The organism is Streptomyces sp. NPDC059851 (genome assembly GCF_042732005.1).
GTDB lineage: Bacteria > Actinomycetota > Actinomycetes > Streptomycetales > Streptomycetaceae > Streptomyces.
Map to the genome: position 1 here is coordinate 1 of NZ_JBHWJJ010000019.1, position 22042 is coordinate 22042.

Genomic DNA, 22042 nt, shown 5'->3' on the forward strand with positions numbered 1-22042 from the left:
TTCCTGACCGACAGTGTCCTCCGTGTCGCCCGGGGCGTTGGGAGGCAACGTGTCCGACTCCACCGGCGCCGCAGCCTCCGCGGCCGCAGCCGCCGCGGCCGGAGCCGGGGCGGCCGGAGCCGGAGCTGGGGCGGCCGGGGCCGGAGCGGCGGCCGGAGCCGGAGCTGGGGCGGCCGGGGCCGGAGCGGCGGCCGGAGCAGCGCCCGCGACGCCGATGACGGCCAGACGGGCGCCGACCTCGGCGGTCTCGTCCTCGCCGACCAGGATCTCCAGCAGCGTGCCGGAGACCGGCGCGGGGATCTCGGTGTCGACCTTGTCGGTGGAGACCTCGAGCAGCGGCTCGTCGGCCTCGACCGTCTCGCCGACGGCCTTCAGCCAGCGGGTGACGGTGCCCTCGGTGACGGACTCGCCCAGGGCGGGCAGTACGACGTCGGTGCCGGACGCGGCAGGAGCTGCGGCGGCAGGGGCCTCGGCCACCGGGGCCGGGGCAGCGGCAGGCGCCTCGGCGACCGGCGCCGGGGCGGCGGCCGTCTCGGCAGCCGGGGCGGGGGCCTCGGCGGGGGCGCCGGAGCCGTCGTCGATGACGGCCAGCTCGACGCCGACCTCGACGGTCTCGTCCTCGGCGACCTTGATGGAGGCCAGGATGCCGGCCACGGGGGAGGGGATCTCGGTGTCGACCTTGTCGGTCGAGACCTCGAGCAGCGGCTCGTCGGCCTCGACGCGCTCGCCCTCGGCCTTCAGCCAGCGGGTGACAGTGCCCTCGGTGACGCTCTCGCCGAGCGCCGGAAGGGTTACGGAAACCGCCATGGTTTCAGTTGCTCCTTACGAATGTGCGGTAGTGGTCGTCGCGCCCGTGACTGAATTAGTCGTGTGCGTGCAGCGGCTTGCCGGCCAGGGCCAGGTGGGCCTCGCCGAGCGCCTCGTTCTGGGTCGGGTGCGCGTGGATGAGCTGCGCGACCTCGGCCGGCAGGGCTTCCCAGTTGTAGATCAGCTGGGCCTCGCCGACCTGCTCGCCCATCCGGTCACCGACCATGTGGACGCCGACCACGGCACCGTCCTTGACCTGGACGAGCTTGATCTCGCCCGCGGTCTTCAGGATCTTGCTCTTGCCGTTGCCCGCCAGGTTGTACTTCAGGGCCACGACCTTGTCCGCACCGTAGATCTCCTTGGCCTTGGCCTCGGTGATGCCGACGGAGGCGACCTCGGGGTGGCAGTAGGTCACGCGCGGCACGCCGTCGTAGTCGATCGGAACGACCTTCAGGCCGGCCAGGCGCTCCGCAACCAGGATGCCCTCGGCGAAGCCGACGTGCGCGAGCTGCAGGGTCGGGACGAGGTCACCGACGGCCGAGATGGTCGGGACGTTGGTCTGCATGTACTCGTCGACCAGGACGTAGCCGCGGTCCATCGCGACGCCCTGCTCCTCGTAGCCCAGGCCCTGGGAGACCGGGCCGCGGCCGATGGCGACCAGCAGCACCTCGGCCTCGAAGGTCTTGCCGTCGGCCAGGGTGACCCGCACGCCGTTCTCGGTGTACTCGGCCTTGTCGAAGAAGGTGCCGAGGTTGAACTTGATGCCGCGCTTGCGGAAGGAGCGCTCCAGGATCTTGGAGCTGTTCTCGTCCTCGACCGGGACGAGGTGCTTCAGGCCCTCGATGATGGTGACGTCGGTGCCGAACGACTTCCACGCCGAGGCGAACTCGACGCCGATCACGCCGCCGCCCAGGATGATCGCCGATTCCGGGACGCGGTCCAGGACCAGCGCGTGGTCGGAGGAGATGATCCGGTTGCCGTCGATGGTCAGGCCCGGGAGGGACTTCGGTACGGAGCCGGTCGCCAGCAGGACGTGGCGGCCCTGGATGCGCTGCCCGTTCACGTCGACGGAGGTCGGGGAGGACAGGCGTCCCTCACCCTCGATGTAGGTCACCTTGCGGGAGGCGACCAGGCCCTGCAGGCCCTTGTACAGGCCGGCGATCACGTCGTCCTTGTACTTGTGGACACCGGCGATGTCGATGCCCTCGAAGGAGGCCTTGACACCGAACTGCGCGGCCTCGCGCGCCTGGTCCGCGATCTCGCCCGCGTGCAGCAGAGCCTTGGTGGGGATGCAGCCGTTGTGCAGGCAGGTGCCGCCGAGCTTGTTCTTCTCGATCAGGGCAACGTCCAGACCCAGCTGGGAAGCGCGCAGAGCCGCGGCGTAACCGCCACTGCCACCGCCGAGGATCACTAGGTCGAAAACGGTGCTGGCGTCGTTCGCCACGTCACGTCCTCCATGCATGTGCGCCGGGCACCGGTCCTCTGTGACCGGGCGGCGGCTGGTGTTCGGCCGCTTGTTTCTTCGGCCCTGTGGTGGGCCCTGTCCTGCCGAGAACCCATCTTCGCATTTGTCGCGGGAACGCGGGACGCCGGGCCCGGACTGTGGCAGGTCGTTCTGCCGGAAAGGGGGTTACCGAAGCGTAGAAACCTACGGATTTCGTTGTGGGTGAACACCCGGCCCCTTGATCGGTTGCTCTAGGGGCCGGGTGTGCGTCGTGCATCACATGTCAGGTGTCACACCGCGCCTGTGGGTGCGGGGCGTTCAGCCCAGGTCGCCGGTGGCCGTCCGCTCGGCCAGCCGAACCAGGGTGCGCACGGCCGAACCGGTGCCGCCCTTGGGGGTGTAGCCGTACGGGGCGCCCTCGTGGAAGGCCGGGCCCGCGATGTCCAGGTGGGCCCAGGTGATGCCGTCGCCGATGAACTCCTGGAGGAAGAGGCCGGCCACCAGGCCGCCGCCCATGCGCTCGCCCATGTTGGCGATGTCGGCGGTGGGGGAGTCCATGCCCTTGCGCAGGTCGGCCGGGAGCGGCATCGGCCAGGAGGCCTCGCCGACCTCCTCGGCGATCTCGTGGACCGACGTGCGGAAGGCGTCGTCGTTGGCCATGATCCCGAAGGTGCGGTTGCCCAGGGCCAGGACCATCGCGCCGGTCAGGGTGGCGACGTCGACGATCGCGTCCGGGTCGTCCTCGGAGGCCTTGGTCAGGGCGTCGGCCAGGACGAGCCGGCCCTCCGCGTCGGTGTTGAGGACCTCGACGGTCTTGCCGCTGTACATGCGCAGCACGTCGCCGGGGCGGGTGGCGGAGCCGGACGGCATGTTCTCGGCGAGCGCGAGCCAGCCGGTGACGTTGACGGCCAGGCCGAGGCGGGCCACGGCGACGACGGCTGCGAACACGGCGGCGGCGCCGGACATGTCGCACTTCATGGTCTCGTTGTGGCCGGCCGGCTTCAGGGAGATGCCGCCCGAGTCGTACGTGATGCCCTTGCCGACGAAGGCGAGGTGCTTCTCCGCGTCCGGGTGGGTGTAGACGATCTTCACCAGGCGCGGCGGGTTCTCGGAGCCCTTGCCGACGCCGATGATGCCGCCGTAGCCGCCCTTGACCAGCGCCTTCTCGTCCAGGACCTGGACCTTGAGGCCGTGCTCCTTGCCGGTCGCCGAGGCGATGGAGGCGAAGGAGGCGGGGGTGAGGTCGTTCGGCGGGGTGTTGATCAGGTCGCGGGCGGTGTTGACCTCGGACGCGACGACGGCGGCGCGTTCGGCCGCGGCCTTGTGCTCCTTGTCGCGCGGCTTGGCACCCAGCAGGGCCACCTCGGCGAGCGGGAGCTTCGGGCCGCCGTTCTTGGCGCCCTTCTTCTCGCCGCCCTGGTAGGCGGTGAAGGCGTAGGCACCCAGCAGCGCGCCCTCGGCGACCGCGGTGACGGCGGAGGCGTCCTCCAGGGGGAGCGCGAACGCGGCCTTCTTGCTGCCGTGCAGGGCGCGGGCGGCGGCGCCGGCGGCACGGCGCAGCGCCTCCTCGTCGTAGGACTCCTCGCCGCCCGGCACCGGGCCGAGGCCGACCGCCAGCACGACCGGGACCTTGAGGCCGTCCGGCGCCGGCAGCTTGGTGGTCTCGCCTTCGGCGCCGGAGGCGCCCAGGGCGTCGAGCACGGCGGCGAGCTTCCCGTCGTAGGCGTTGTCCACGGCCTCGGCGCCCGGGGCCACGACGGGGCCCTTCGGGCCCTTCGCGACGCCGACCACGAGGGCGTCGGCGCGCAGCGTCGCCGCGCCGGCAGTGCTGAGAGTCAGAGCAGTCACGGTGGTGAAGTCTCGCTTCCGTTTGTGTTGTGGGCCGAGTGGGTGGGACGGCCATCCGGAGCGATCGTATTCCGGCCCGACGGCTGCCAGAAATGAGCCTACGCGTAGCGGCCAGACCGTACGCCATTCCCAGGTTTGGCAAGTTGTTCGACTCGGCCGCTCGAAGGTTCACCCATCTGTGGTCTTCGTTCCAGGTTTGCCCGTTAGACCTGACGAGGTCCGAGAGACTCGAGCCACTCTCGCAAGGGGACGCGGGGTCCCTTTGCATGATTTCCACAGAGCCTCCTCGGCCCGGCCTACCGCCAAGGGCCGTAGTCGAGTGGTGCCTGCGGGGGGAAAGGCCGAAATGGTCAACAAAAACCGGATGAACAGGGTTGCGGCCGCAATGGCAGTCGCAGCACTGGTATCCGTGGCATTGCCCGGCGCGTCCGCCCAGGCGGCGGCCGCCACACCGCGGATCGACCTGAAAGTCCTCGTCGTCGACGACGGCGGCAGCTCGGTCGAGGCGATCACCGCCGAGCTCCGCGACACCGGAGTGCCCTACACCCGCGTCGAGCTGGGTAGCAGCAGCCGTCCGGTGATCGACGCCGCGTTCCTCAGCGAACCCTCCGACAGTGCGACCGGCCGGCCGCGGGCGAAGTACCAGGGCGTCGTGCTGCCGAACGAGAACCCGTTCGGGGAGGGCTCGGCCGAGATGGCGGCGCTCACCGCGTACGAGACCGCGTACGGGATCCGCCAGGTCGACGCCTACACCTGGGCGCACCCGGGCGTGGGCCTGGAGTACACCGACAACGGGGGCTACAGCGGACAGCTCGACGGCGTCCAGGCGGCCGTCACGGACGCGGGCAGGGCCGGCCCCTTCGGCTACCTCGGCGGCCAGGTCGCCTTCGAGGACAACTCCGCCCTGATCCCCGAGAGTTACGGCTTCATGGGCAAGCCGCGGGCGGGCTACACCAGCTACGTCGACGCACCCGTCGGCTCCGGTGGCCGGGCCTCGCTGGTGGGCGAGTACACGCACGACGGCCGCAGCGAACTGGTCGTCACCTTCGGCTACAACCAGTACCAGCAGCAGTTCCGGCTGCTCGCCCGCGGCATCGTCGACTGGCTGACCCAGGGCGTCCACCTCGGCCAGAGCCGCAGCTGGTTCGCCGTCCACGTCGACGACGTCTTCGCCCCCGACGCCCGCTGGAACACGCAGCTCAACTGCACCCCCGGCGACTACGCCTGCCCGGGCGGCGAGGGCAAGGAGAGCACCATCCGGATGACCGCCGCCGACGCCCAGTACGCGGCGCAGTGGCAGCAGAACAAGGACTTCAAGCTCGACATGCTCTTCAACGGCGGCGCCGGCGAGGAGTGGAAGGCGGAGAACGGCGGCACCGACGCCCTCACCGCACAGCTCGTCGCGGACCGGGCCAAGTACCGCTGGCTCAACCACACCTACACCCACCCGTTCCTCGGCTGCACCCAGGACACCAGTACCGTGCCGTGGACCTGCACGAAGGACGCCAGCGGCGCCGTCAACTGGATGAGCCGCGCCGAGATCTCCGCCCAGATCCGCGACAACGTCAACTGGGCCGCGTCCAAGGGCATCGCCCTCGACCGCACCGAACTCGTCACCGGCGAGCACTCCGGCCTCAAGACCCTCCCGCAGCAGCCGCAGGACAACCCCAACCTCGCGGGCGCGCTCGCCGACAACGGCGTCAAGTGGGTCGGCAGCGACAACTCGCGCGAGCCGGCGCAGCGTTCGGTCGGATCCGCCCTGACCGTCCCCCGCCACCCGATGAACGTGTACTACAACACGGGCACCAACGCGGAAATGGCCGACGAGTACAACTGGATCTACACCAGCCGCGCCCACGGCGGAAGCGGCATCTGCGAGGACAACCCGGCGACCTCCACCTGCCTGCCCGCCCCGCTCGACACCGCCACCGGCTACCTCCAGCACATCGTGCCCGCCGAGGCCCGCACCGCCCTGCGGCACGTCCTGGCCAACGACCCGCGGCCGCACTACGTGCACCAGTCCAACCTCGCCGAGGACCGCACCCTCTACCCCGTGCTCGACCGGGTCCTCGACACGTACCGCACCCTGTACGCGCCCAACACGCCGATCGTGAACCGGAGCATGAAGGAGATCGGCATCGAGCTCGGCCGCCGCGCCGCCTGGGACAAGGCGCTCGCCGCCGGCCGGGTCACCGCGTACCGGATCGGCACCACCGTCACCGTGAAGGCCCCCTCCGGGGTCCTGGCTCCGATCACCGCCCCGAACGGCACCAAGAAGCAGCTCCTGCTGGGCACGAGCGACTTCGGCACCGCCTACGCCGGGAACCGCTCGGCCTGGACCGGCCCCGAGGTCCTCCAGTCGACCGTCACGCTCAAGCTGCCCGGCTGACCCGACGCACACACCGTTTTCCGTCCGGCCGAGCGGGCTCCGACCCCCGCTCGGCCGCATCCCTGCGCGAGCGAGCGCCTCACAACGTCACAGTCCGGGGGGACATACCGCAATGAGCCATGGGCGCCACGTCACCATGCTCACCGAAGGCACGTATCCGCACGTCCACGGGGGAGTCAGCACCTGGTGCGACCAGCTGGTCCGGGGCATGCCGGAGGTCGACTTCAACGTCATAGCCCTGACCGGTACCGGCCGCGAGCCGGTCACCTGGGAGCTGCCGCGCAACGTCTACCGGCACACCGCCGTCCCGCTGTGGGGGCCCGCCCCCGGGCGCGGCCGTGGCCGGGGCCGCGGACCGGCCCTGCGCGGCAAGGCGCTCCGCCGCTTCACCGAGACCTACGAGGCCTTCCTCCTCTCCCTCCTCGGCCCCGCCCCGGCCGGCACCGGCGGCACCGGCACCCCCGCCGGTGCCGCGGGTGCCGGTGCCCCCGGCCACAGCGGGTTCTCCGAGGCCCTGCGGGAATTCGCCGCCCTCGCCCGCTCCGGACGGCTCGCCCCCGCCCTGCGCTCCGAAACGGTCCTGCGCCTGATGATGGCCGTATGGACCCGCCCGGGGCTGGCCACGGCCGCTGCCGCGCCCACCGTCCACGACGCGCTCACCGCCACCGACCTGCTGGAGCACGCCCTGCGCCCGCTGTCCGTGCGGATCCCGCCCGACAGCGTCGCCCACGCCGTCAGCAGCGGCCTCGCCACCCTGCCCGCGCTCGCCGCCAAGTACCTCGACGGGGTGCCCTTCCTGCTCACCGAGCACGGCATCTACCTGCGCGAGCGCTACCTCGGCTACCGCAGGGCCGTCGAGCGCTGGCCCGTCAAGGCCCTCGTCCTCGGCTTCTACCGCGAGCTCAACACCGAGGGCTATCGGAACGCCGACCTGATCACCCCCTGCAACCAGTACAACCGTCGCTGGGAGGAGCGCGGTGGGGCCGCCGCCGACCGGATCCGCACCGTCTACAACGGCGTCGACCCGTACGCCTTCCCCGAGGCCGGCCCCGAGCCCGAGGTACCCACCCTCAGCTGGTGCGGCCGCATCGACCCCATCAAGGACCTCGAAACCCTCATCCGGGCCTACGCGTCCATGCGCGCCGAGCTGCCCGCCCTGCGGCTGCGCCTGTTCGGCCCGGTCCCGGCCGGCTGCGAGGACTACAAGCTCCGTCTGGAGAAGCTCGCCGCCGAACTCGGGGTCGGGGACGGGATCACGTACGAGGGCCGGATCGCGGAGGTCGCCAAGGCGTACGCCGCCGGCAGCATCGTGATGCTGTCCAGCATCAGCGAGGGCTTCCCCTTCAGCATCATCGAGGCCATGTCCTGCGGCCGGACCACCGTCTCCACCGACGTCGGCGGCGTCCGCGAGGCCGTCGGGGACACCGGCCTCGTCGTCCCCCCGCGCGAACCCGAGACCATGGCGCGCGCCGCCCTCGCCCTGCTCCGCGACGACGAACGCCGCGCCGAGCTGGGCCGGCTCTCCCGCAAACGGGTCGTCGAGAAGTTCACCCTCCACCAGTCCGTGGACGGCTTCCGGCACATCTACCGCGAACTCGCCGGCCAGCCCGTCCTCCCCGTCCACGAGGGCGACGACTGGACCCAGCGGCTCGCCGACCCCTGGTACCGGGAGCTCGCGGCCGACGGGAGCCTGTGGTGAGCGGATCCCTCTGGCTGCGCGTCCCCGGCGGGGACACCCTGCCCGCCCTCCCGCGCCCCGGCCGCACCGTGGCGGGGGCCGGGGCACCGGCGGCCGACCCCATGGACGAACTCGCCGAACGCCTCGACCCGTTCCTCGCCGCCGCCGTCCACCCGGACGAGATCGCCGCAGTCCTGGAGTCCGACGGGATGACCGACGAGCACATCCGGCTCACCTACGGCCGCCGCGACTCCTTCGACCTCGCCGAGGAACTGTACGCCCGGGTGCCCCGGGCCTTCCCCGAGCCGCCGGAGCAGCCCGACCCGTGGAAGGTCCCCCTCGCGGCCTGCCTGCTCCGCGGGGTGATCTTCGCCCTCCCCGGCCTCGCCTACGTCCTGGGCGCACCCCTGCTGGAGGGCCCCCCGGACCGGCTCGGACTGCCCGCCGGGACCCTCACCCTGCTCGCCGGCGCCCTCATCGGCTGGGTGTGGGACCAGACCCTGTCCCACCGCGCCTACTCCTGGCTGGGCCTCGGCGACCGGGCCGCCGCCGGGCGGACCCTGCTCGTCGGCGCCCCCACCGGGGCCCTGCTCGGCATCGCCGCCGCGCTCACCGTCCCCGGCGGGCCGCCGTTCAGCTACGCCTTCGCCGCCGGGCAAGCCGTCTACGTGGGGGCCGCCACCGTCCTCCTGGTCCTCGGCCGGGAGCGGCTGCTCATCGCCGCACTCGCGCCGATGGCGGCGGGTGCCGTCCTCGCGCTGTTCACCGACCTGCCGCTGCTGCTGCGGGTCGGCCTGCTCGTGGTGTCCCTGCTGGCCGCCTGCACGCTGGCGGTCCGCGAGCTGCCGCTGGCCGCGGGCGTACGGGCCGCCGCGCGCCGGATCCGCGGGGCGTCGGAGCACCGCCCGGGCCGGTTCCGCGGCTGCGGCGGCGCGGGCGGGCCGGGCGGTCCGGTGCGCTGGCGGATGCTGCGCGGCGCCGAGGAGGAGTACGGGCCGCCCGCGCCGCGTCTCGGCGACTCCGTGCCGTACGGGGTCTTCGGCCTCGGCACCGGCCTGCTGGTGCTGTACGCCGCCCTCGGCGAGGTGCTCGCCGGAGGCCCGGCCGAGGCGGTCGCCGCGCCCTCCGCGGTGGCGCTCACGCTCAGCATGGGCCCCGCCGAGTGGCTGCTCCACCGGTTCCGCAGCGGGAGCCTCGCAGGGCTGCGGGCGGCCCGCTCGCCCCGGCAGTTCCGGCTGCGGATGCTCGGCACGCTGGCCCGCTGCATGGCCGTGTACCTGGTGGTGCTGCTCACCCTCGGCCTGGTGGGCACCCTGTTCTGGCCCGGTGCGCCGGGCATGACCGGGGTGCGGGTCGCCACGCTGCTGCTGCTCGGCGGCGTGATGTGGGCCGGACTGCTGCTCCAGTCCTTCGGGGCGGTCAGGGCCGCCGCCGCGGTCTGCGCCTCGGCCGCCGTCGCGCAGAGCCTGGCCCTGCTGCTGGGGGTGGGGCAGCCGCGGCTGGTGCAGCTGGTCGTGGCGGGCACGGCCGCGGCCGCCCTCGCCGCGCTGGTCTGCGTCCTCCTCGGTCGGGCCACGGCACACCGCTGACGTGCCGCCACTGACCGCCCCGCCGGTGCCGACCGGGACCCGGTGCGACCCCCGTGACCCGTGCGACCCCCGTGACCCGTACGACCCGTCCGAGAACCCGTCCGACCCGTCCGAGAAGAAGGACCTCATGCTGCTGGTGCCGCTCTACGAGCACCCCGACGACCGGCCCGACGACTGGGAGCTGCTGATCCGCTCCGCGGGCCGGCTGCATTCGGTGGTCCTCAACCCGGCCAGCGGGCCGGGCGAGGCCCGCGACGCGCGGTTCGCCGTCGTCGCCGAGCGGCTGCGCGACGCCGGCGTGCCTGTCCTCGGCTACACCGACACCGACTACGGGCGCCGCCCCCACGCCGACGTGGTGCGGGACCTACTGCGCCACCGCGACTGGTACGGCGCCGACGGTGCCTTCCTCGACCAGGCCGCCGCCGAGCCGGCGCAGCTCGGCCACTACGGCCGGCTGGCCGTCGCCGCCCGGGCCGCGGGCGCCCGCACCCTCGTCCTCAACCACGGGATCCACCCGGACCCCGGCTACGCCGAACTCGCCGACCTGCTCGTCACCTTCGAAGGGCCCTGGGACGCCTACCGGGAGGCGGCCGTGCCCTCCTGGACCGCCGACCACCCCGCAGGCCGGTTCTGCCACCTCGTGTACGCCGCCCCGCCGGGCGCGCCCGCCGCCGAGCTGGCCCGGCAGCGGCGGGCCGCGGTGCACTGCGCGGTCCCGGGGACCGGCGCGCACCCGTGGGGCACCCTCCCGAACGCGCTCCGGGACGCCCGGTGACGCCCCCGGCGGCGGGGCGCCCGGTGCGGAAGCGGCCGCTGCGGGGCCGGGGCGTGGCGGCGCTGCTGCTGGTACCGCTGCTGCTCCTGGCTGCCTGCACCGCGGAGCCGGACGGCGGGGAACCGGACCCGGGCCTGGCCCCCGCACCGGAGGGGCGCTGGCAGCCGCGGCCGGGCACCGGCTGGCAGTGGCAGCTCACCGGGAAGCTCGACACCTCCGTGAAGGCGCCCGTGTACGACGTCGACGGATTCACCACGACCGCGGAGCAGGTCGAGACGCTGAAGAAGGCCGGGCGCAGGACCATCTGCTACCTGTCCACCGGGGCCTGGGAGGACTTCCGGCCCGACGCGGCGGCCTTCCCCGAGGAGCTCCTCGGCAAGGGCAACGGCTGGGAGGGCGAGCGCTGGCTGGACATCCGGCGCCGCGCCGAACTGGAGCCGCTGATGGCCAAGCGGTTCGACATGTGCCGGGACAAGGGCTTCGACGCGGTGGAACCGGACAACATGGACGGCTACACCAACGACTCCGGCTTCCCGCTGACCGCCGAGGACCAACTGCTCTACAACCGGTTGATCGCGCGGCTCGCCCACGAGCGGGGCCTCGCGGTCGGACTGAAGAACGACCTGGACCAGATCCCGCAGCTGGTGGGTGACTTCGACTTCGCGGTCAACGAGCAGTGCGCCGAGTACGAGGAGTGCGAGCGGCTGACCCCGTTCATCAAGGCGGGGAAGGCCGTCTTCCACGTCGAGTACGAGCTTCCCACGAGCCGGTTCTGCGGTCTCGCGCGCAAGCTGAAGCTCAGCTCGATGCAGAAGGAGTACGAGCTGGGGGCCTGGCGCAAGACCTGCTGAGCCCCCGGCTCCCCCGCTCCTCCCGCTCCCCGCGGTCGCGCCAGTCAATTCACCGGCAGGATGACGTGCACCCGGTAGCCGCCGCCGTAGCGGGGCCCGGCGAAGCAGGAGCCACCCAGGGCGCCGGCCCGCTCCCGCATCCCCAGCAGCCCGTGGCCGCCGCCCGGGGCGGACGCCGCGGCCGCGGGATCCGGGCTGTCGCCGCCGTCGTCGAGGACGGTGACCTCGGCCGAGGCACCGACCCGAACCACGCTGACCTCGGCGCTGGCGCCGCGACCCGCGTGCTTGCGCACGTTGGTCAGAGCCTCCTGGATGACCCGGTACGCCGCCAGGTCCACGGCGGCCGGCAGCGCCCCGCCGTTCCCGTCCAGCTCCACCATCACCTTCACCGGCAGCCCGGCGTGCCGGAAGGTGTCCACCAGCTCGTCGAGCCGGGCCAGCCCCGGGGCGGGCTCGGTGGGCGCCTCCGGGTCGCCGGACTGGCGCAGCAGGCCGACCGTGGCCCGCAGCTCGTTCAGCGCCGAGCGGCTGGCGTCCCGTACGTGGGCCAGGGCTTCCTTGGCCTGGTCGGGACGCTTGTCCATGACGTGCGCGGCGACCCCTGCCTGCACGTTGACCAGGGCGATGTGGTGGGCGACGACGTCGTGCAGGTCGCGGGCGATCCGCAGCCGCTCTTCGGCGACCCGCCGCCGGGCCTCCTCCTCCCGGGTCCGCTCGGCCCGCTCGGCCCGCTCCCGGATGGCGTCGACGAAGGCCCGCCGGCTGCGGACCGCGTCGCCGCCGGCCGCGGCCATCCCGGTCCAGGCGAACATGCCGATGTTCTCCTGCGAGTACCAGGGCAGCGGGCCAGCGGCCAGCATGGCCACTCCGGTCAGGCCCGCCATGGTGAGCAGGCCGACCCGCCAGGTCGTGGGCCGGTCGGTGCGGGAGGCCAGCGTGTACAGGGCGATCACGGCGGCCATGGCGACGGGCGCCCGGGGCTCGCCGGAGACGAGCTCCACCACGGACAGGCCGAGGGTCGCCGCGAGCACCGCGCGGGTGCGCGACCGGCGGAAGACGAGGGCCGCCGCGGCCAGCAGCATCAGCACCAGGGAGAGCGGCTCGGGGGTGCGGGTGCCGAAGGTCGGCCCGTCCGGGCCGCGCGGCTCGACGAAGGAGCCGAGGACCATCGCGACGAGCGCCCCGAGCGCGAGCACGGCGTCGGTGGCCAGCGGATGGGCCCGCAGCCACTTCCGGGTGGCGGGGAACGGCCCGAGGTCTGTCGTCACCCCGATACGGTACGGCCTGCTCCGTCAGGGGCGGTCCGTCGGGCGGGAGCGGGAGCGGGGGCGGCAGGGCGGGGCGGGACGGGGTCAGCGGTGGGGTGGTGCGGCCGCGGGGCCGCGGGCGCCGGCAGGGGCGGCCGCCGTCACAGGGGGACGGCGGTGCGCTGCGGACCCCCGCGCGGTACGGACCAGGCACAGGCCGAGGACGACGGCGAGGCCGACGGCCGCCGCCGACGGGCCGGTGTCGCCCACGACCCGGTCGGACAGCGGCAGGCCGAGGGGATGGTCGGGCCCCAGCGAGCCCCAGCCGGGCGTACGTGGTCCCGGCGAGGGTGGCGACGTAGCCGACGGCCAGGGTGCGCCACCAGCCGATGCAGGTCTCCGCGATGCCGAACACCAGCAGGAGCTGGCCGAGGCCCCCACACGGGCAGGTCGGGGGCGGGGACGAAGAGGGACAGCGGGGTCCGCAGCAGGGCCACGTCAGAAGGGGGCGGCGGCCTTGACCGCCCCGAGGTCCCGGACGGGCCGGAACCCCCAGGACGCGTTCTGGACGATCTGGAAGAGCGTGGTCAGGAAGACGGCCCCCGAGGTCATCGGGAGGGCCCGGAGGCGGTCGCGGACGAGGGCCTCCCGGACGGTCCCGAACAGGGGCCCCACTCACGGCGGGCGAACCGCCGCAGTGGGGTAGCCGTCCACGCCGTCAACGATTGGTCTCCAGATGCCTGCGGTTGAGCCACTTGGGCAGCCCGGGAGCCTCCAGGAAGCCCTCGGCCCGGCCCGCGGCGATGCCGATCCGCAGCAGGTCGGAGCTCTTCTCGAAGAGCATGAACCGCGGTTCCCAGATCGGCCGGTACTTGGCGTTGGCCCGGTAGAGGGACTCGATCTGCCACCAACGGGAGAAGAAGCTCAGCATCGAGCGCCACATGCGGAGCACCGGCCCCGCACCGAGCTTGGACCCCCGTTCGAAGACCGAGCGGAACATGGCGAAGTTGAGCGAGACCTGTGTGACGCCGATCTCCTTGGAGCGTTCCAGGAGTTCGATGACCATGAACTCCATCAGACCGTTCTCGGAGTCGCGGTCACGGCGCATCAGGTCCAGCGACAGGCCCTTGGGGCCCCACGGCACGAAGGACAGCAGCGCCCGCAGGTCGCCGTTGCCGTCGGTGCACTCCAGCATCACGCACTGTCCGTCGGCCGGGTCGCCCAGCCGGCCCAGCGCCATGGAGAAGCCGCGCTCGGTGGCGCCGTCCCGCCAGTCGTCGGCGCGGCGGACCAGCTCGGCCATCTCCTCGGCGGGGATGTCGGCGTGCCGGCGGATGCGGACGCTGTAGCCGGCCCGCTTGACCCGGTTGAACGCCTGCCGGACGGTCCGCATCGCGCGGCCCTCCAGGGTGAACTCGGCGGTCTCGACGATCGCCTCGTCACCCAGCTCCAGGGCGTCCAGGCCGTGCCGTGCGTAGATCTGCCCGGCCTCCTCGCTGGCACCCATCACGGCGGGCACCCAGCCGTGCTCGCGGGCCTCGGCGAGCCACGGGTCGATGGCCCCGGGCCAGGCCTCCGGATCGCCGATCGGGTCGCCGGAAGCCAGGGAGACGCCGCCGACGACGCGGTAGGTGACGGCGGCCTTGCCGGTGGGGGACCAGATGACGGACTTCTCGCGGCGCAGCGCGAAGTAACCGAGGGAGTCGCGGTCGCCCTGCTTGGCCAGCAGCGCGCGCAGCTTCTCCTCGTCCTCCTCGGTGAGCGGGTCCACGGCCCGGCGGGAGCGGAACGCGGCCAGCAGCACCGCGAGCAGCAGCACCATCGACATGACGTTGACGACGACGTCCACCCAGGCGGGGGTGGTGATGGCCGCGTAGTCGCGGGCGTCGGGGTCCAGGGTGATCAGCCGCATCGCGCCGTAGCGCCAGCGGGCGAGGAACGTGGCCTGCGAGGCGTCGGGGTCGGTGTTCGCGGCGCCGACGAGCAGCGCGGCGAGCAGCGAGGTGACCAGCAGGCCGACGGCGGCGACGGCGGTGGCCAGCTTCGGGTTGGAGCGGTCGCCCTTGGCGTAGAACTCCTTGCGGCCCAGCAGCAGGGCGCCGACGAACGCCGCGGTCAGGACGAGCGAGACCCAGTTCTGGGTGTGGTCGCGGAACTCCGGGTAGCAGACGTCGAATTCGCCGCCGGTGCACGGGGCGAAGGCGGCGACGGCGAAGGCCAGCAGGAGCAGTCCGGCCAGCACCAGGTTCAGGATCCACGCGGCACGCTTGCGCCGGCCCATGGTGACGGCGAGGAGCAGCGAGAACAGGCCGGACGCGAAGCCTGCCGTGAGCAGGTAAGGGGTGTAGAAGTCCTCGGTGTTGTGCCGGCGCAGGTCCTGGCCGAGGGAAACCCACACCGCGCTGAGGAAGTTCACGAAGGTGACGGCGCGCAGGTACCAGACCGCGAAGGCGGCGCTGCGGCGGGAGCGGACGGATCCGCGACCGCCGTCGCCCTTCGCGCTGTCCTTGGAACCGTCCTTGGAGCTGTCCTTGGAGCTGTCCTTGGCGTTGTCCCGGCCGGGGGGCTGGCCCGTCTTCGCGGGCTGTCGGCCCTGTTGGTCCTGCCGGTCGTGCTCGGCCTGTCTGGCGTGCGGTGGCTGTGCCGTCTTTGCGGCATTCCGGTCAATATCTGCGCTGGTCAAGCGGGCCTCTCCCATGAAACGCGATCATATGGGGCGCCGCCGACCACGGCTGGCCGGGCCGGGGAGCCGTGGCCGGTCGTGGCCGCGGCTCCCCGGCGCCGTCAGTCCTCCGGCTCCGGCTCGACCCGCTCCGGCAGCTCCGCCGCGAGCGCGGCGGCCGCCTGGACCAGGGGAAGCGCCAGCAATGCCCCGGTTCCCTCCCCTACGGTGACGCCGTGCGAGAGCACAGGGTTGAGTGCCATCCGGTCCAGGGCCTTCGCTTGGCCGGGTTCGCCGCTCGCCTGGCCGGCCAGCCACCAGTCCGGGGAGCGGAACGCGGCCCGCTGGGCCACCAGTCCGCAGGCCGCCGAGACGACCCCGTCGAGGATGACCGGCGTACGGCGGACCGCGCACTGCAGCAGGAAGCCGGTGATCGCGGCGACGTCCGCCCCACCGACGGTCGCGAGCAGGGCCACCTGGTCGCCGAGTACGGGGCGGGCCCGGCGCAGCGAGTCCCGGATCGCCGCGCACTTGCGCATCCAGGTCAGGTCGTCGATGGGCACCCCGCCGCGCCCGGTGACCACGGACGCGTCGGTGCCGCACAGCGCGGCGACGAGCACGGCGGCGACGGTGGTGCCGCCGACGCTCAGGTCCCCGAGGACGACCAGGTCCGTGCCGGAGTCGGCCTCCTCGTCGGCGATCCGCATGCCGAGCCGGATCGCTTCCTCGGCCTCCTCGCGGGTGAGGGCGTCCTCGACGTCGATCCGGCCGCTGCCGCGGCGCACGCGGTGCCGGGCCACGTCCTCGGGCAGCAGGTCGGGGTCGCAGTCCAGTCCCGCGTCCACGATCCGCACCGAAGCCCCGAACCGCCCGGCGAGGATCGGGACGGGGCCGGCCCCGTCGAGTACGGAGCGCACCAGCGCGTGGGCGCTGCCGGCGGCCCGCGCGGAGACCCCGGCGGCGGCGATCCCGTGGTCGGCGGCGAACAGCACGACCCGGGGCCGCTCGATCGGCTTGACCGGAACCCGCCCCTGCGCGGCGGCGAGCCACTCGGCGAGCTCGTCGAGCCGCCCCAGCGCCCCGGCCGGGACGGCCAGCCGCGCACGGCGTTCCTCGGCATCGCGGCGGACGCCGCCGTCGGGGCGCTCGATCAGATCGGAGAAGTCGTCGAGATTCAGCGTGGTCATCTGCCAGAGCGTACAGCCGGTAAGGCCCTGCCCAAGCCCCGTTCCCGGCCCGCCCCCGGCCCCGTTCCCAACCTGCCCCGGCCCCGTTCCCGGCCCGCCCGCGGCCCCGTTCCCGGCCCCGGCGCGGGCCCCGGGCGGCGCCGCCACGGGCTCCGGGTGCGGGGCCGTCGCCGCCCTGCTCGTGGCACCGTCACGGGCCCGGCGCAGCGGTCGCCCGGATCAGTCCTTCAGGACCAGCGCCTGCCCGGCGACCACCAGCAGCACGTGCTCGCTTTCGGCCGCCACCGCAGCGTTCAGCCGCCCCAGTTCGTCGCGGAAGCGGCGGCCCGAAGCGGTGGCGGGGACGATTCCCGAGCCGACCTCGTTGCTGACGGCCACCACCGTGCGGCGGGTCGCCCGCAGGGCCCCCACCAGCTCGGCCATCCGCTCCTGCAGCTCCTTGCGGCCCCGGCCCGCCCAGACGGCGTCGTCCCAGGCGCCCACCCGGTCCATGGCGTCCGTCAGCCACAGCGCCAGGCAGTCGATCAGCAGCGGCGGCCCGCCCTCCGCCAGCAGCGGCGCCAGCTCGCAGGTCTCCACCGTCCGCCAGCTCCCGGGCCGCCGGTCCCGGTGCAAGCCGATCCGGGCCGCCCATTCCGGGTCGCCCTCGCGCGTCCCGGAGGTGGCCACGTAGACCACCTCCGGGAAGCCCGCCAGCCGCCGCTCCGCCTCCAGGGACTTCCCGGAGCGGGCGCCGCCCAGCACCAGCGTCCGCCGCGGCAGGTCCGGCACCGCGTGGTACTCGCCCACGGTCACCGTCGTCCCGTCCGGCACCGCGCGCGCCCCGGCCGCCGCACAGCGCCGCTCCAGCTCGCGCCCCGGAGGGGTGTCGTGGTCCAGGTGCACGGCGATCACGTCCGTGGTGGGCCCGGCCGCGCCGGTGGCCCGGAGCCGGGCCAGCGCCTCCGGCCGGCCCAGCACGTCCGCGAGCACCATGTCGTACGGGCGCTGCGGGAACCCGAGCCCGCCGCGCTCCTGCCCGGCCGGCGCCGCCCCCGGGGGGAGGTACAGCAGTCGGCTGCCGTCGGGGCCGGTCACCTCGTACCCGGTGCCCGGCGCGTCCATCGGCACCGCCCGCACCCGGTGGCCGCTGATCACCGCGAGCTCCCGCCCGTCGGGCACCCGTACGGCCGCGGGCAGCCCGGGCGGCAGCTCCACCGAGGGCCCTTCGTGCGGGTGGGTCAGCAGGACCTGCCGTACGCCGGCCAGCGAGTGCCCGGCGCGGGCCCCGGCCAGGACCGCCCCCGGGGTCAGGTCGAGCAGCACCGCCCCGTCGACGAGCAGGGACGTCGCGGCGCGCGCCCGGGTGCCCACGGAGACCGCGCAGGCGGCGCAGGGACAGCCGGGGCGGGGCAGTCCTTCGGGTGTTCCGGTGCCGAGCAGAGTGAGTTCCACAAGAAGATCCTCCCGCGTCGCCGGGACTGGTGCGCGCCCGGCTAATCTGCGGGCAGACTCAAGGCGAGCAGCGGACGAGCAACGGAGGCGGACATGGCGTGGACGTGGCGGTTCGAGACGGCCGACGGCACCGAGACGACCCCTGCGGTCACCCCGGAGGAGTTCACCACGCAGGGCGATGCGGAATCGTGGATCGGCGAGTACTGGAAGGAACTGCTGGAGGGCGGCACCGAGCGGGTGAAGCTGTCCGACGACAGCGGCACCGAGCTGTACGCGATGAGCCTGCGCGAGGCGCTGGACGCCTGACCCGGTCGACCCAGCCGGACCGACCCGGCCCGATGTGAACGCTCCGCGTGAGCGGCGGGTGCGCCCCGGGTCCCGTCAGGGGCCCGGGGCCTCCTCGTGCCCGGGGCGTCCGGGAGTTGGTGCACGTGTCGTGGTGGGGGTGGTGCAGGGGATACGGGAGTGCGCGGGGGTCAGCCGCGGACGCCGCACAAGTGCAGCAGCGCCGCCACCCCGCGGTAGGGGTCGGTCCGCCCGGCGCGGTCCTCGGCGGCCAGGAGCCGCTCCAGTTCCTCGTCGGGGGGAAGCGTCTCGCCGGCCTCGGTGCCGTCGGTGAAGACGCGCACGCCGTACCAGGTGTGCAGCGGTGCGCCGATCCCCGACAGCGTGGCCGTGAGATCGGACAGCCGGTCGGCCCGCACCTCCAGGCCCAGCCGGTTCGTGTAGTCGACGGTCTCGAACGCGGTCAGGGCGCCCGACCAGTCGCCGTCCAAACCGGGGCGCATCGCGAGCGCGTCGCCGTTGCGCACCAGCAGCGACAGCAGGCCGCCGGGGGCGAGCATCCGGGCCAGCCCGGCCAGCATCGCGTCCGGCTCGGGCACGTACATCAGTACGCCGTGGCACAGGACGATGTCGAAGCTGCCCGGGGTGAAGTGGGCGCCGGTCTCGCGCCCGTCCCCCTCCAGCAGCTCGACCCGGTCCTGGATGCCGGGCGGCTCGGCGTCCAACGCCTGCCGGGCCACGGCCAGCATGCCGGGATCCTGCTCAAGGCCGGTCACCCGGTGCCCGGCGCGGGCGAGCCGCAGCGCCTGGGTGCCCTGACCCATGCCCACGTCGAGGACGCGCAGCCGCTGCCCGACCGGGAAGCGCTGCGCGATCTGCTCATCGACCTGCCGGCCCACGAGTTCCTGACGGACGGCGTTGCGGAGGCCGCCCAGGCCTTCGAGCCACAGCCTGGCGCCCTGTGCGAATCCGTCCCCCGTCCCCCCGGGCCCTCCTGCGCTCAGGGCCGTTCCCCGCGCTTGACCTGCGGCTTCGGCAGGCGCAGGCGGCGCATCTGGAGGGTTCGCATCAGGCCGTAGGCGACGGCGCCGCGACGCGGCTGGTCCGCGAAGCGCTCGTTGAGGGCCTTGCGCAGGCGGAACGCCAGGCCGATGGAGTCGAGGATGATCAGGGCGATCACCGCGAGCCACAGCAGCAGGGCGGCGTTCTGGATCTGCGGCTGCCGGATCATGCTGAGCACGAGGATGATCACGGCCAGCGGCAGGAACATCTCGGCGACCGAGAAGCGGGAGTCGACGAAGTCGCGGACGAAGCGACGCACCGGGCCCTTGTCACGGGCCGGCAGGTAGCGCTCGTCGCCGCTGGCCAGCGCCTCGCGCTGCTTGGCCAGCTCCACGCGGCGCCGTTCTCGGGCCCGTCGGGCGTCCTCCTTGCGGTTGCCGGTGGAGACCACCGCAGCCTTGCGCTGCGACTGGGCCACGGCGCGCTTCGGCGTCGGGCGGCCCTTGGGGGCCTGCGGGTCACGGGGCTTCGAGAGGTCTGCGCTCACCTTGTCGGTGGCGGCGGCCTTCTCTTCCTTGGAGGAACGGCTACCAAACACAAAAACCAAGCGTACGTGGTTGCGCACCGGTACCCCACCCCGTCGGGGAACGATCCGGCAACGGCGGGCGTCTGGACCAGTGCAGGGTTCGTGCAGGGCCCGCCTCGGGGGCCGTCTCCTCCTTCCGCCTGACAGGGGCGGGGGAACAGTCGTCCTGGAGGAGGAGCGCATCCCCTCACGAACAGTGCGGTAATGGAGGCGGGGCCCGTACTGTGGGTTCTGTTGGTGACCTGGAGCGAAGTCCGTCAGAAGGGGGCGCGCGAAGCCCATGAGCGGTGTCATGAAGCGTATGGGGATGATCTTCCGCGCGAAGGCGAACAAGGCCCTTGACCGGGCCGAGGACCCGCGCGAGACCCTCGACTACTCCTACCAGAAGCAGCTGGAGCTGCTCCAGAAGGTGCGTCGCGGCGTCGCGGACGTCGCCACCTCGCGCAAGCGCCTGGAACTGCAGCTCAACCAGCTCCAGACGCAGTCCGCGAAGCTGGAGGACCAGGGCCGCAAGGCGCTGGCGCTCGGCCGCGAGGACCTGGCCCGCGAGGCCCTGTCCCGCCGCGCCTCGCTCCAGCAGCAGGTCAGCGACCTTCAGGTGCAGCACGAGACCCTGCAGGGCGAGGAGGAGAAGCTGACCCTGGCCGCCCAGCGCCTCCAGGCCAAGGTGGACGCCTTCCGTACGAAGAAGGAGACCATCAAGGCCACCTACACCGCGGCCCAGGCGCAGACCCGGATCGCCGAGTCCTTCTCCGGCATCTCGGAAGAGATGAGCGACGTCGGCCTGGCCATCCAGCGGGCCGAGGACAAGACCGCCCAGCTCCAGGCCCGCGCGGGCGCGATCGACGAGCTGCTGGCCTCCGGCGCCCTCGACGACCAGAGCGGCCTCGGCGCCAAGGACGACATCCAGGCCGAGCTGGACCGCCTCTCGGGCGGTACGGACGTGGAGCTGGAGCTCCAGCGGATGAAGGCCGAGCTGGCCGGCGGCCCCTCCGCACAGCAGCAGGCCATCGAGGGCGGCACCCCCGGCAACGCCCAGCAGTCGCAGACCCAGCACCGGTTCGACAAGCAGTAGGACGGGGCCCGTCATGATTGTCCGCATCATGGGGGAAGGTCAGGTGACGGTGGCCGACAGCCACTTCGCCGAGCTCAACGCGCTGGACGACGAGCTGCTGGAGGAGATGGAGGGCGGCGACGAGGCGGGCTTCCGGCGCACGCTGCACGCGCTGCTCGACGCCGTACGGCGGCTCGGCGTCCCGCTGCCCGACGACGCGCTGGAGCCGTCCGAGCTGATCCTGCCCGCGCCCGACGCCTCGCTCGCCGAGGTCCGGGAGATGCTCAGTGACGACGGGCTCATCCCCGGCTGACGACGGGCTCGGCCCGGGGTGACGACGGGCTCGCCCCGGGCCGGCACCCGGCACGGGCGACACCTCAGTGCGGCGGCGGTTCCTTGGGGGCCGCCGCCCGCGCCGCGTCCGGGGTCCCCCCGATGAAGTTCTCGAACCGGCGGCGCTTGGCCGCCCAGCGCCGGTCGTGGTGGAAGGCCCGCAGGGCCGCCTTGGCACGGGCCCGCGGCCGGTTCGCGTAGAACCGCTTCGCGTACGGGGAGCCCGGCCGGGCCAGCCGGACCGCGCCGATGAGCGCCACGAACGGGATGACGACCCCGAAGAGCGCGGTCCGCGCCTTGCCCTTCCACAGGGCGATCAGGGCCAGGAAGAAGCTCCCGGCGGTGTTCATCACCAGCAGGCCGCGGTTCTGCCGCTCGTCCGCCGTCAGGTCGTTGACCCCGAACGGCAGGAACCCGCCCAGCACCAGCGCCACCAGCGCGGCCGTCAGCACCACGATCTCCACGCTCTTGCGGCCCTGCTCGCTCCAGTAGACGTCGTCGAGGTGCAGGATCAGCGCGAACTCGTCCAGGACCAGGCCCGCGCCCAGCCCGAAGAGCACCGCGGAGATCAACGAGCCGACGCCGTGCGCGCCGCTGGCGACGGCCCCGAAGCCCCCGATGATCACGAGGACCACCCCGGGCACCACGTGGTGGACGTGCAGGCCGCCCGGCGTGACGTTCCTGAACGGCCCCCGGCCGGCCCGGATCAAGCGGGTGATGACACGGGTGACCAAGAACGACGTCACGAACGACAGCAGGGCCAGGAGCAGCGGGAGCTTTCCCGGCTCGACGATGTTCCGATACCACCAGTCACCCATGCGCCGGCTCCTCGTCGTGGCAGCTTCGTCGTGGCAGCTTCGTCGCGACAGCT

18 protein-coding genes and 1 pseudogene are annotated in these 22042 nt (G+C 73.3%); 8 read left to right on the top strand and 11 right to left on the bottom strand.

The window, feature by feature from the left end; all coding sequences use genetic code 11:
• From ACFV7Q_RS09155 to ACFV7Q_RS09165, 3 genes are all read right to left on the bottom strand, one after another.
• The coding region (locus ACFV7Q_RS09155; RefSeq protein WP_385425653.1) for a biotin/lipoyl-containing protein at positions 1 to 807 on the bottom strand (807 nt) is incomplete at its 3' end.
• 55 nt (positions 808 to 862) lie between these two features.
• Positions 863 to 2251: a dihydrolipoyl dehydrogenase gene (gene lpdA, locus ACFV7Q_RS09160; protein WP_385425656.1), complete on the bottom strand. Its 1389-nt coding sequence runs from the start codon at positions 2249 to 2251 to the stop codon at positions 863 to 865.
• A gap of 318 nt (positions 2252 to 2569) precedes the next feature.
• Positions 2570 to 4099, bottom strand: a complete 1530-nt coding sequence (locus ACFV7Q_RS09165; RefSeq protein WP_385425659.1) for a leucyl aminopeptidase — start codon at positions 4097 to 4099, stop codon at positions 2570 to 2572.
• Between the two features lie 385 nt (positions 4100 to 4484).
• On the opposite strand from ACFV7Q_RS09165, the gene ACFV7Q_RS09170 reads away from it, so the two are divergent.
• From ACFV7Q_RS09170 to ACFV7Q_RS09190, 5 genes are all read left to right on the top strand, one after another.
• Positions 4485 to 6488 carry a hypothetical protein gene (locus ACFV7Q_RS09170; protein ID WP_385425662.1) on the top strand — a complete coding sequence of 668 codons (2004 nt, stop codon included), beginning with the start codon at positions 4485 to 4487 and terminating at the stop codon, positions 6486 to 6488.
• Between the two features lie 112 nt (positions 6489 to 6600).
• Positions 6601 to 8187, top strand: a complete 1587-nt coding sequence (gene pelF, locus ACFV7Q_RS09175) for a GT4 family glycosyltransferase PelF (protein WP_385425664.1) — start codon at positions 6601 to 6603, stop codon at positions 8185 to 8187.
• A complete protein-coding gene (locus ACFV7Q_RS09180) occupies positions 8184 to 9755 on the top strand; it encodes a hypothetical protein (protein ID WP_385425667.1) in 1572 nt (523 codons plus the stop codon). Before pelF ends, ACFV7Q_RS09180 begins: the two co-directional genes overlap by 4 nt.
• A 127-nt stretch (positions 9756 to 9882) precedes the next feature.
• Positions 9883 to 10530, top strand: a complete 648-nt coding sequence (locus ACFV7Q_RS09185; RefSeq protein WP_385425867.1) for a spherulation-specific family 4 protein — start codon at positions 9883 to 9885, stop codon at positions 10528 to 10530.
• 23 nt (positions 10531 to 10553) lie between these two features.
• Entirely contained in the window at positions 10554 to 11381 is an 828-nt protein-coding gene (locus tag ACFV7Q_RS09190) for an endo alpha-1,4 polygalactosaminidase (protein ID WP_385425670.1), read from the top strand.
• A gap of 44 nt (positions 11382 to 11425) precedes the next feature.
• On the opposite strand, the gene ACFV7Q_RS09195 is transcribed toward ACFV7Q_RS09190, so the two are convergent.
• From ACFV7Q_RS09195 to ACFV7Q_RS09215, 5 genes and pseudogenes are all read right to left on the bottom strand, one after another.
• On the bottom strand, positions 11426 to 12649 hold the full coding sequence (locus ACFV7Q_RS09195; protein WP_385425673.1) for a sensor histidine kinase: 1224 nt from the start codon (positions 12647 to 12649) through the stop codon (positions 11426 to 11428).
• A gap of 204 nt (positions 12650 to 12853) precedes the next feature.
• Positions 12854 to 13326 (bottom strand): annotated as a pseudogene (locus tag ACFV7Q_RS09200) (hypothetical protein); the annotation flags it as partial.
• A 20-nt stretch (positions 13327 to 13346) separates the two neighbouring features.
• Positions 13347 to 15326: a phosphatidylglycerol lysyltransferase domain-containing protein gene (locus tag ACFV7Q_RS09205; protein WP_385425676.1), complete on the bottom strand. Its 1980-nt coding sequence runs from the start codon at positions 15324 to 15326 to the stop codon at positions 13347 to 13349.
• An 86-nt stretch (positions 15327 to 15412) separates the two neighbouring features.
• Entirely contained in the window at positions 15413 to 16477 is a 1065-nt protein-coding gene (cobT, locus tag ACFV7Q_RS09210) for a nicotinate-nucleotide--dimethylbenzimidazole phosphoribosyltransferase (RefSeq protein WP_385425679.1), read from the bottom strand.
• Positions 16478 to 16696: 219 nt separating this feature from the next.
• Entirely contained in the window at positions 16697 to 17911 is a 1215-nt protein-coding gene (locus ACFV7Q_RS09215) for a bifunctional adenosylcobinamide kinase/adenosylcobinamide-phosphate guanylyltransferase (RefSeq protein ID WP_385425682.1), read from the bottom strand.
• 93 nt (positions 17912 to 18004) lie between these two features.
• Between ACFV7Q_RS09215 and ACFV7Q_RS09220 the strand changes: the two genes are divergently transcribed.
• The gene (locus ACFV7Q_RS09220) at positions 18005 to 18217 is read left to right on the top strand and encodes a hypothetical protein (protein ID WP_385425685.1); all 213 of its coding nucleotides are present in this window, start codon (positions 18005 to 18007) and stop codon (positions 18215 to 18217) included.
• Positions 18218 to 18387: 170 nt separating this feature from the next.
• Here the strand turns inward: ACFV7Q_RS09220 and ACFV7Q_RS09225 are convergent, their stop codons facing one another.
• Both ACFV7Q_RS09225 and ACFV7Q_RS09230 read right to left on the bottom strand, forming a co-directional pair.
• Positions 18388 to 19095, bottom strand: a complete 708-nt coding sequence (locus ACFV7Q_RS09225; RefSeq protein WP_385425688.1) for a class I SAM-dependent methyltransferase — start codon at positions 19093 to 19095, stop codon at positions 18388 to 18390.
• Positions 19096 to 19196: 101 nt separating this feature from the next.
• Positions 19197 to 19796 carry a DUF3043 domain-containing protein gene (locus ACFV7Q_RS09230; protein WP_385425691.1) on the bottom strand — a complete coding sequence of 200 codons (600 nt, stop codon included), beginning with the start codon at positions 19794 to 19796 and terminating at the stop codon, positions 19197 to 19199.
• Between the two features lie 268 nt (positions 19797 to 20064).
• Between ACFV7Q_RS09230 and ACFV7Q_RS09235 the strand changes: the two genes are divergently transcribed.
• Both ACFV7Q_RS09235 and ACFV7Q_RS09240 read left to right on the top strand, forming a co-directional pair.
• Positions 20065 to 20859, top strand: coding sequence for a PspA/IM30 family protein (locus ACFV7Q_RS09235; protein ID WP_385425694.1), 795 nt, complete (start codon positions 20065 to 20067; stop codon positions 20857 to 20859).
• A 13-nt stretch (positions 20860 to 20872) separates the two neighbouring features.
• A complete protein-coding gene (locus ACFV7Q_RS09240; RefSeq protein ID WP_385425697.1) occupies positions 20873 to 21151 on the top strand; it encodes a hypothetical protein in 279 nt (92 codons plus the stop codon).
• Positions 21152 to 21215: 64 nt separating this feature from the next.
• Here ACFV7Q_RS09240 and ACFV7Q_RS09245 read toward each other — a convergent pair whose 3' ends face one another.
• On the bottom strand, positions 21216 to 21989 hold the full coding sequence (locus ACFV7Q_RS09245; RefSeq protein ID WP_385425700.1) for a hypothetical protein: 774 nt from the start codon (positions 21987 to 21989) through the stop codon (positions 21216 to 21218).
• Positions 21990 to 22042: the final 53 nt, after the last annotated feature.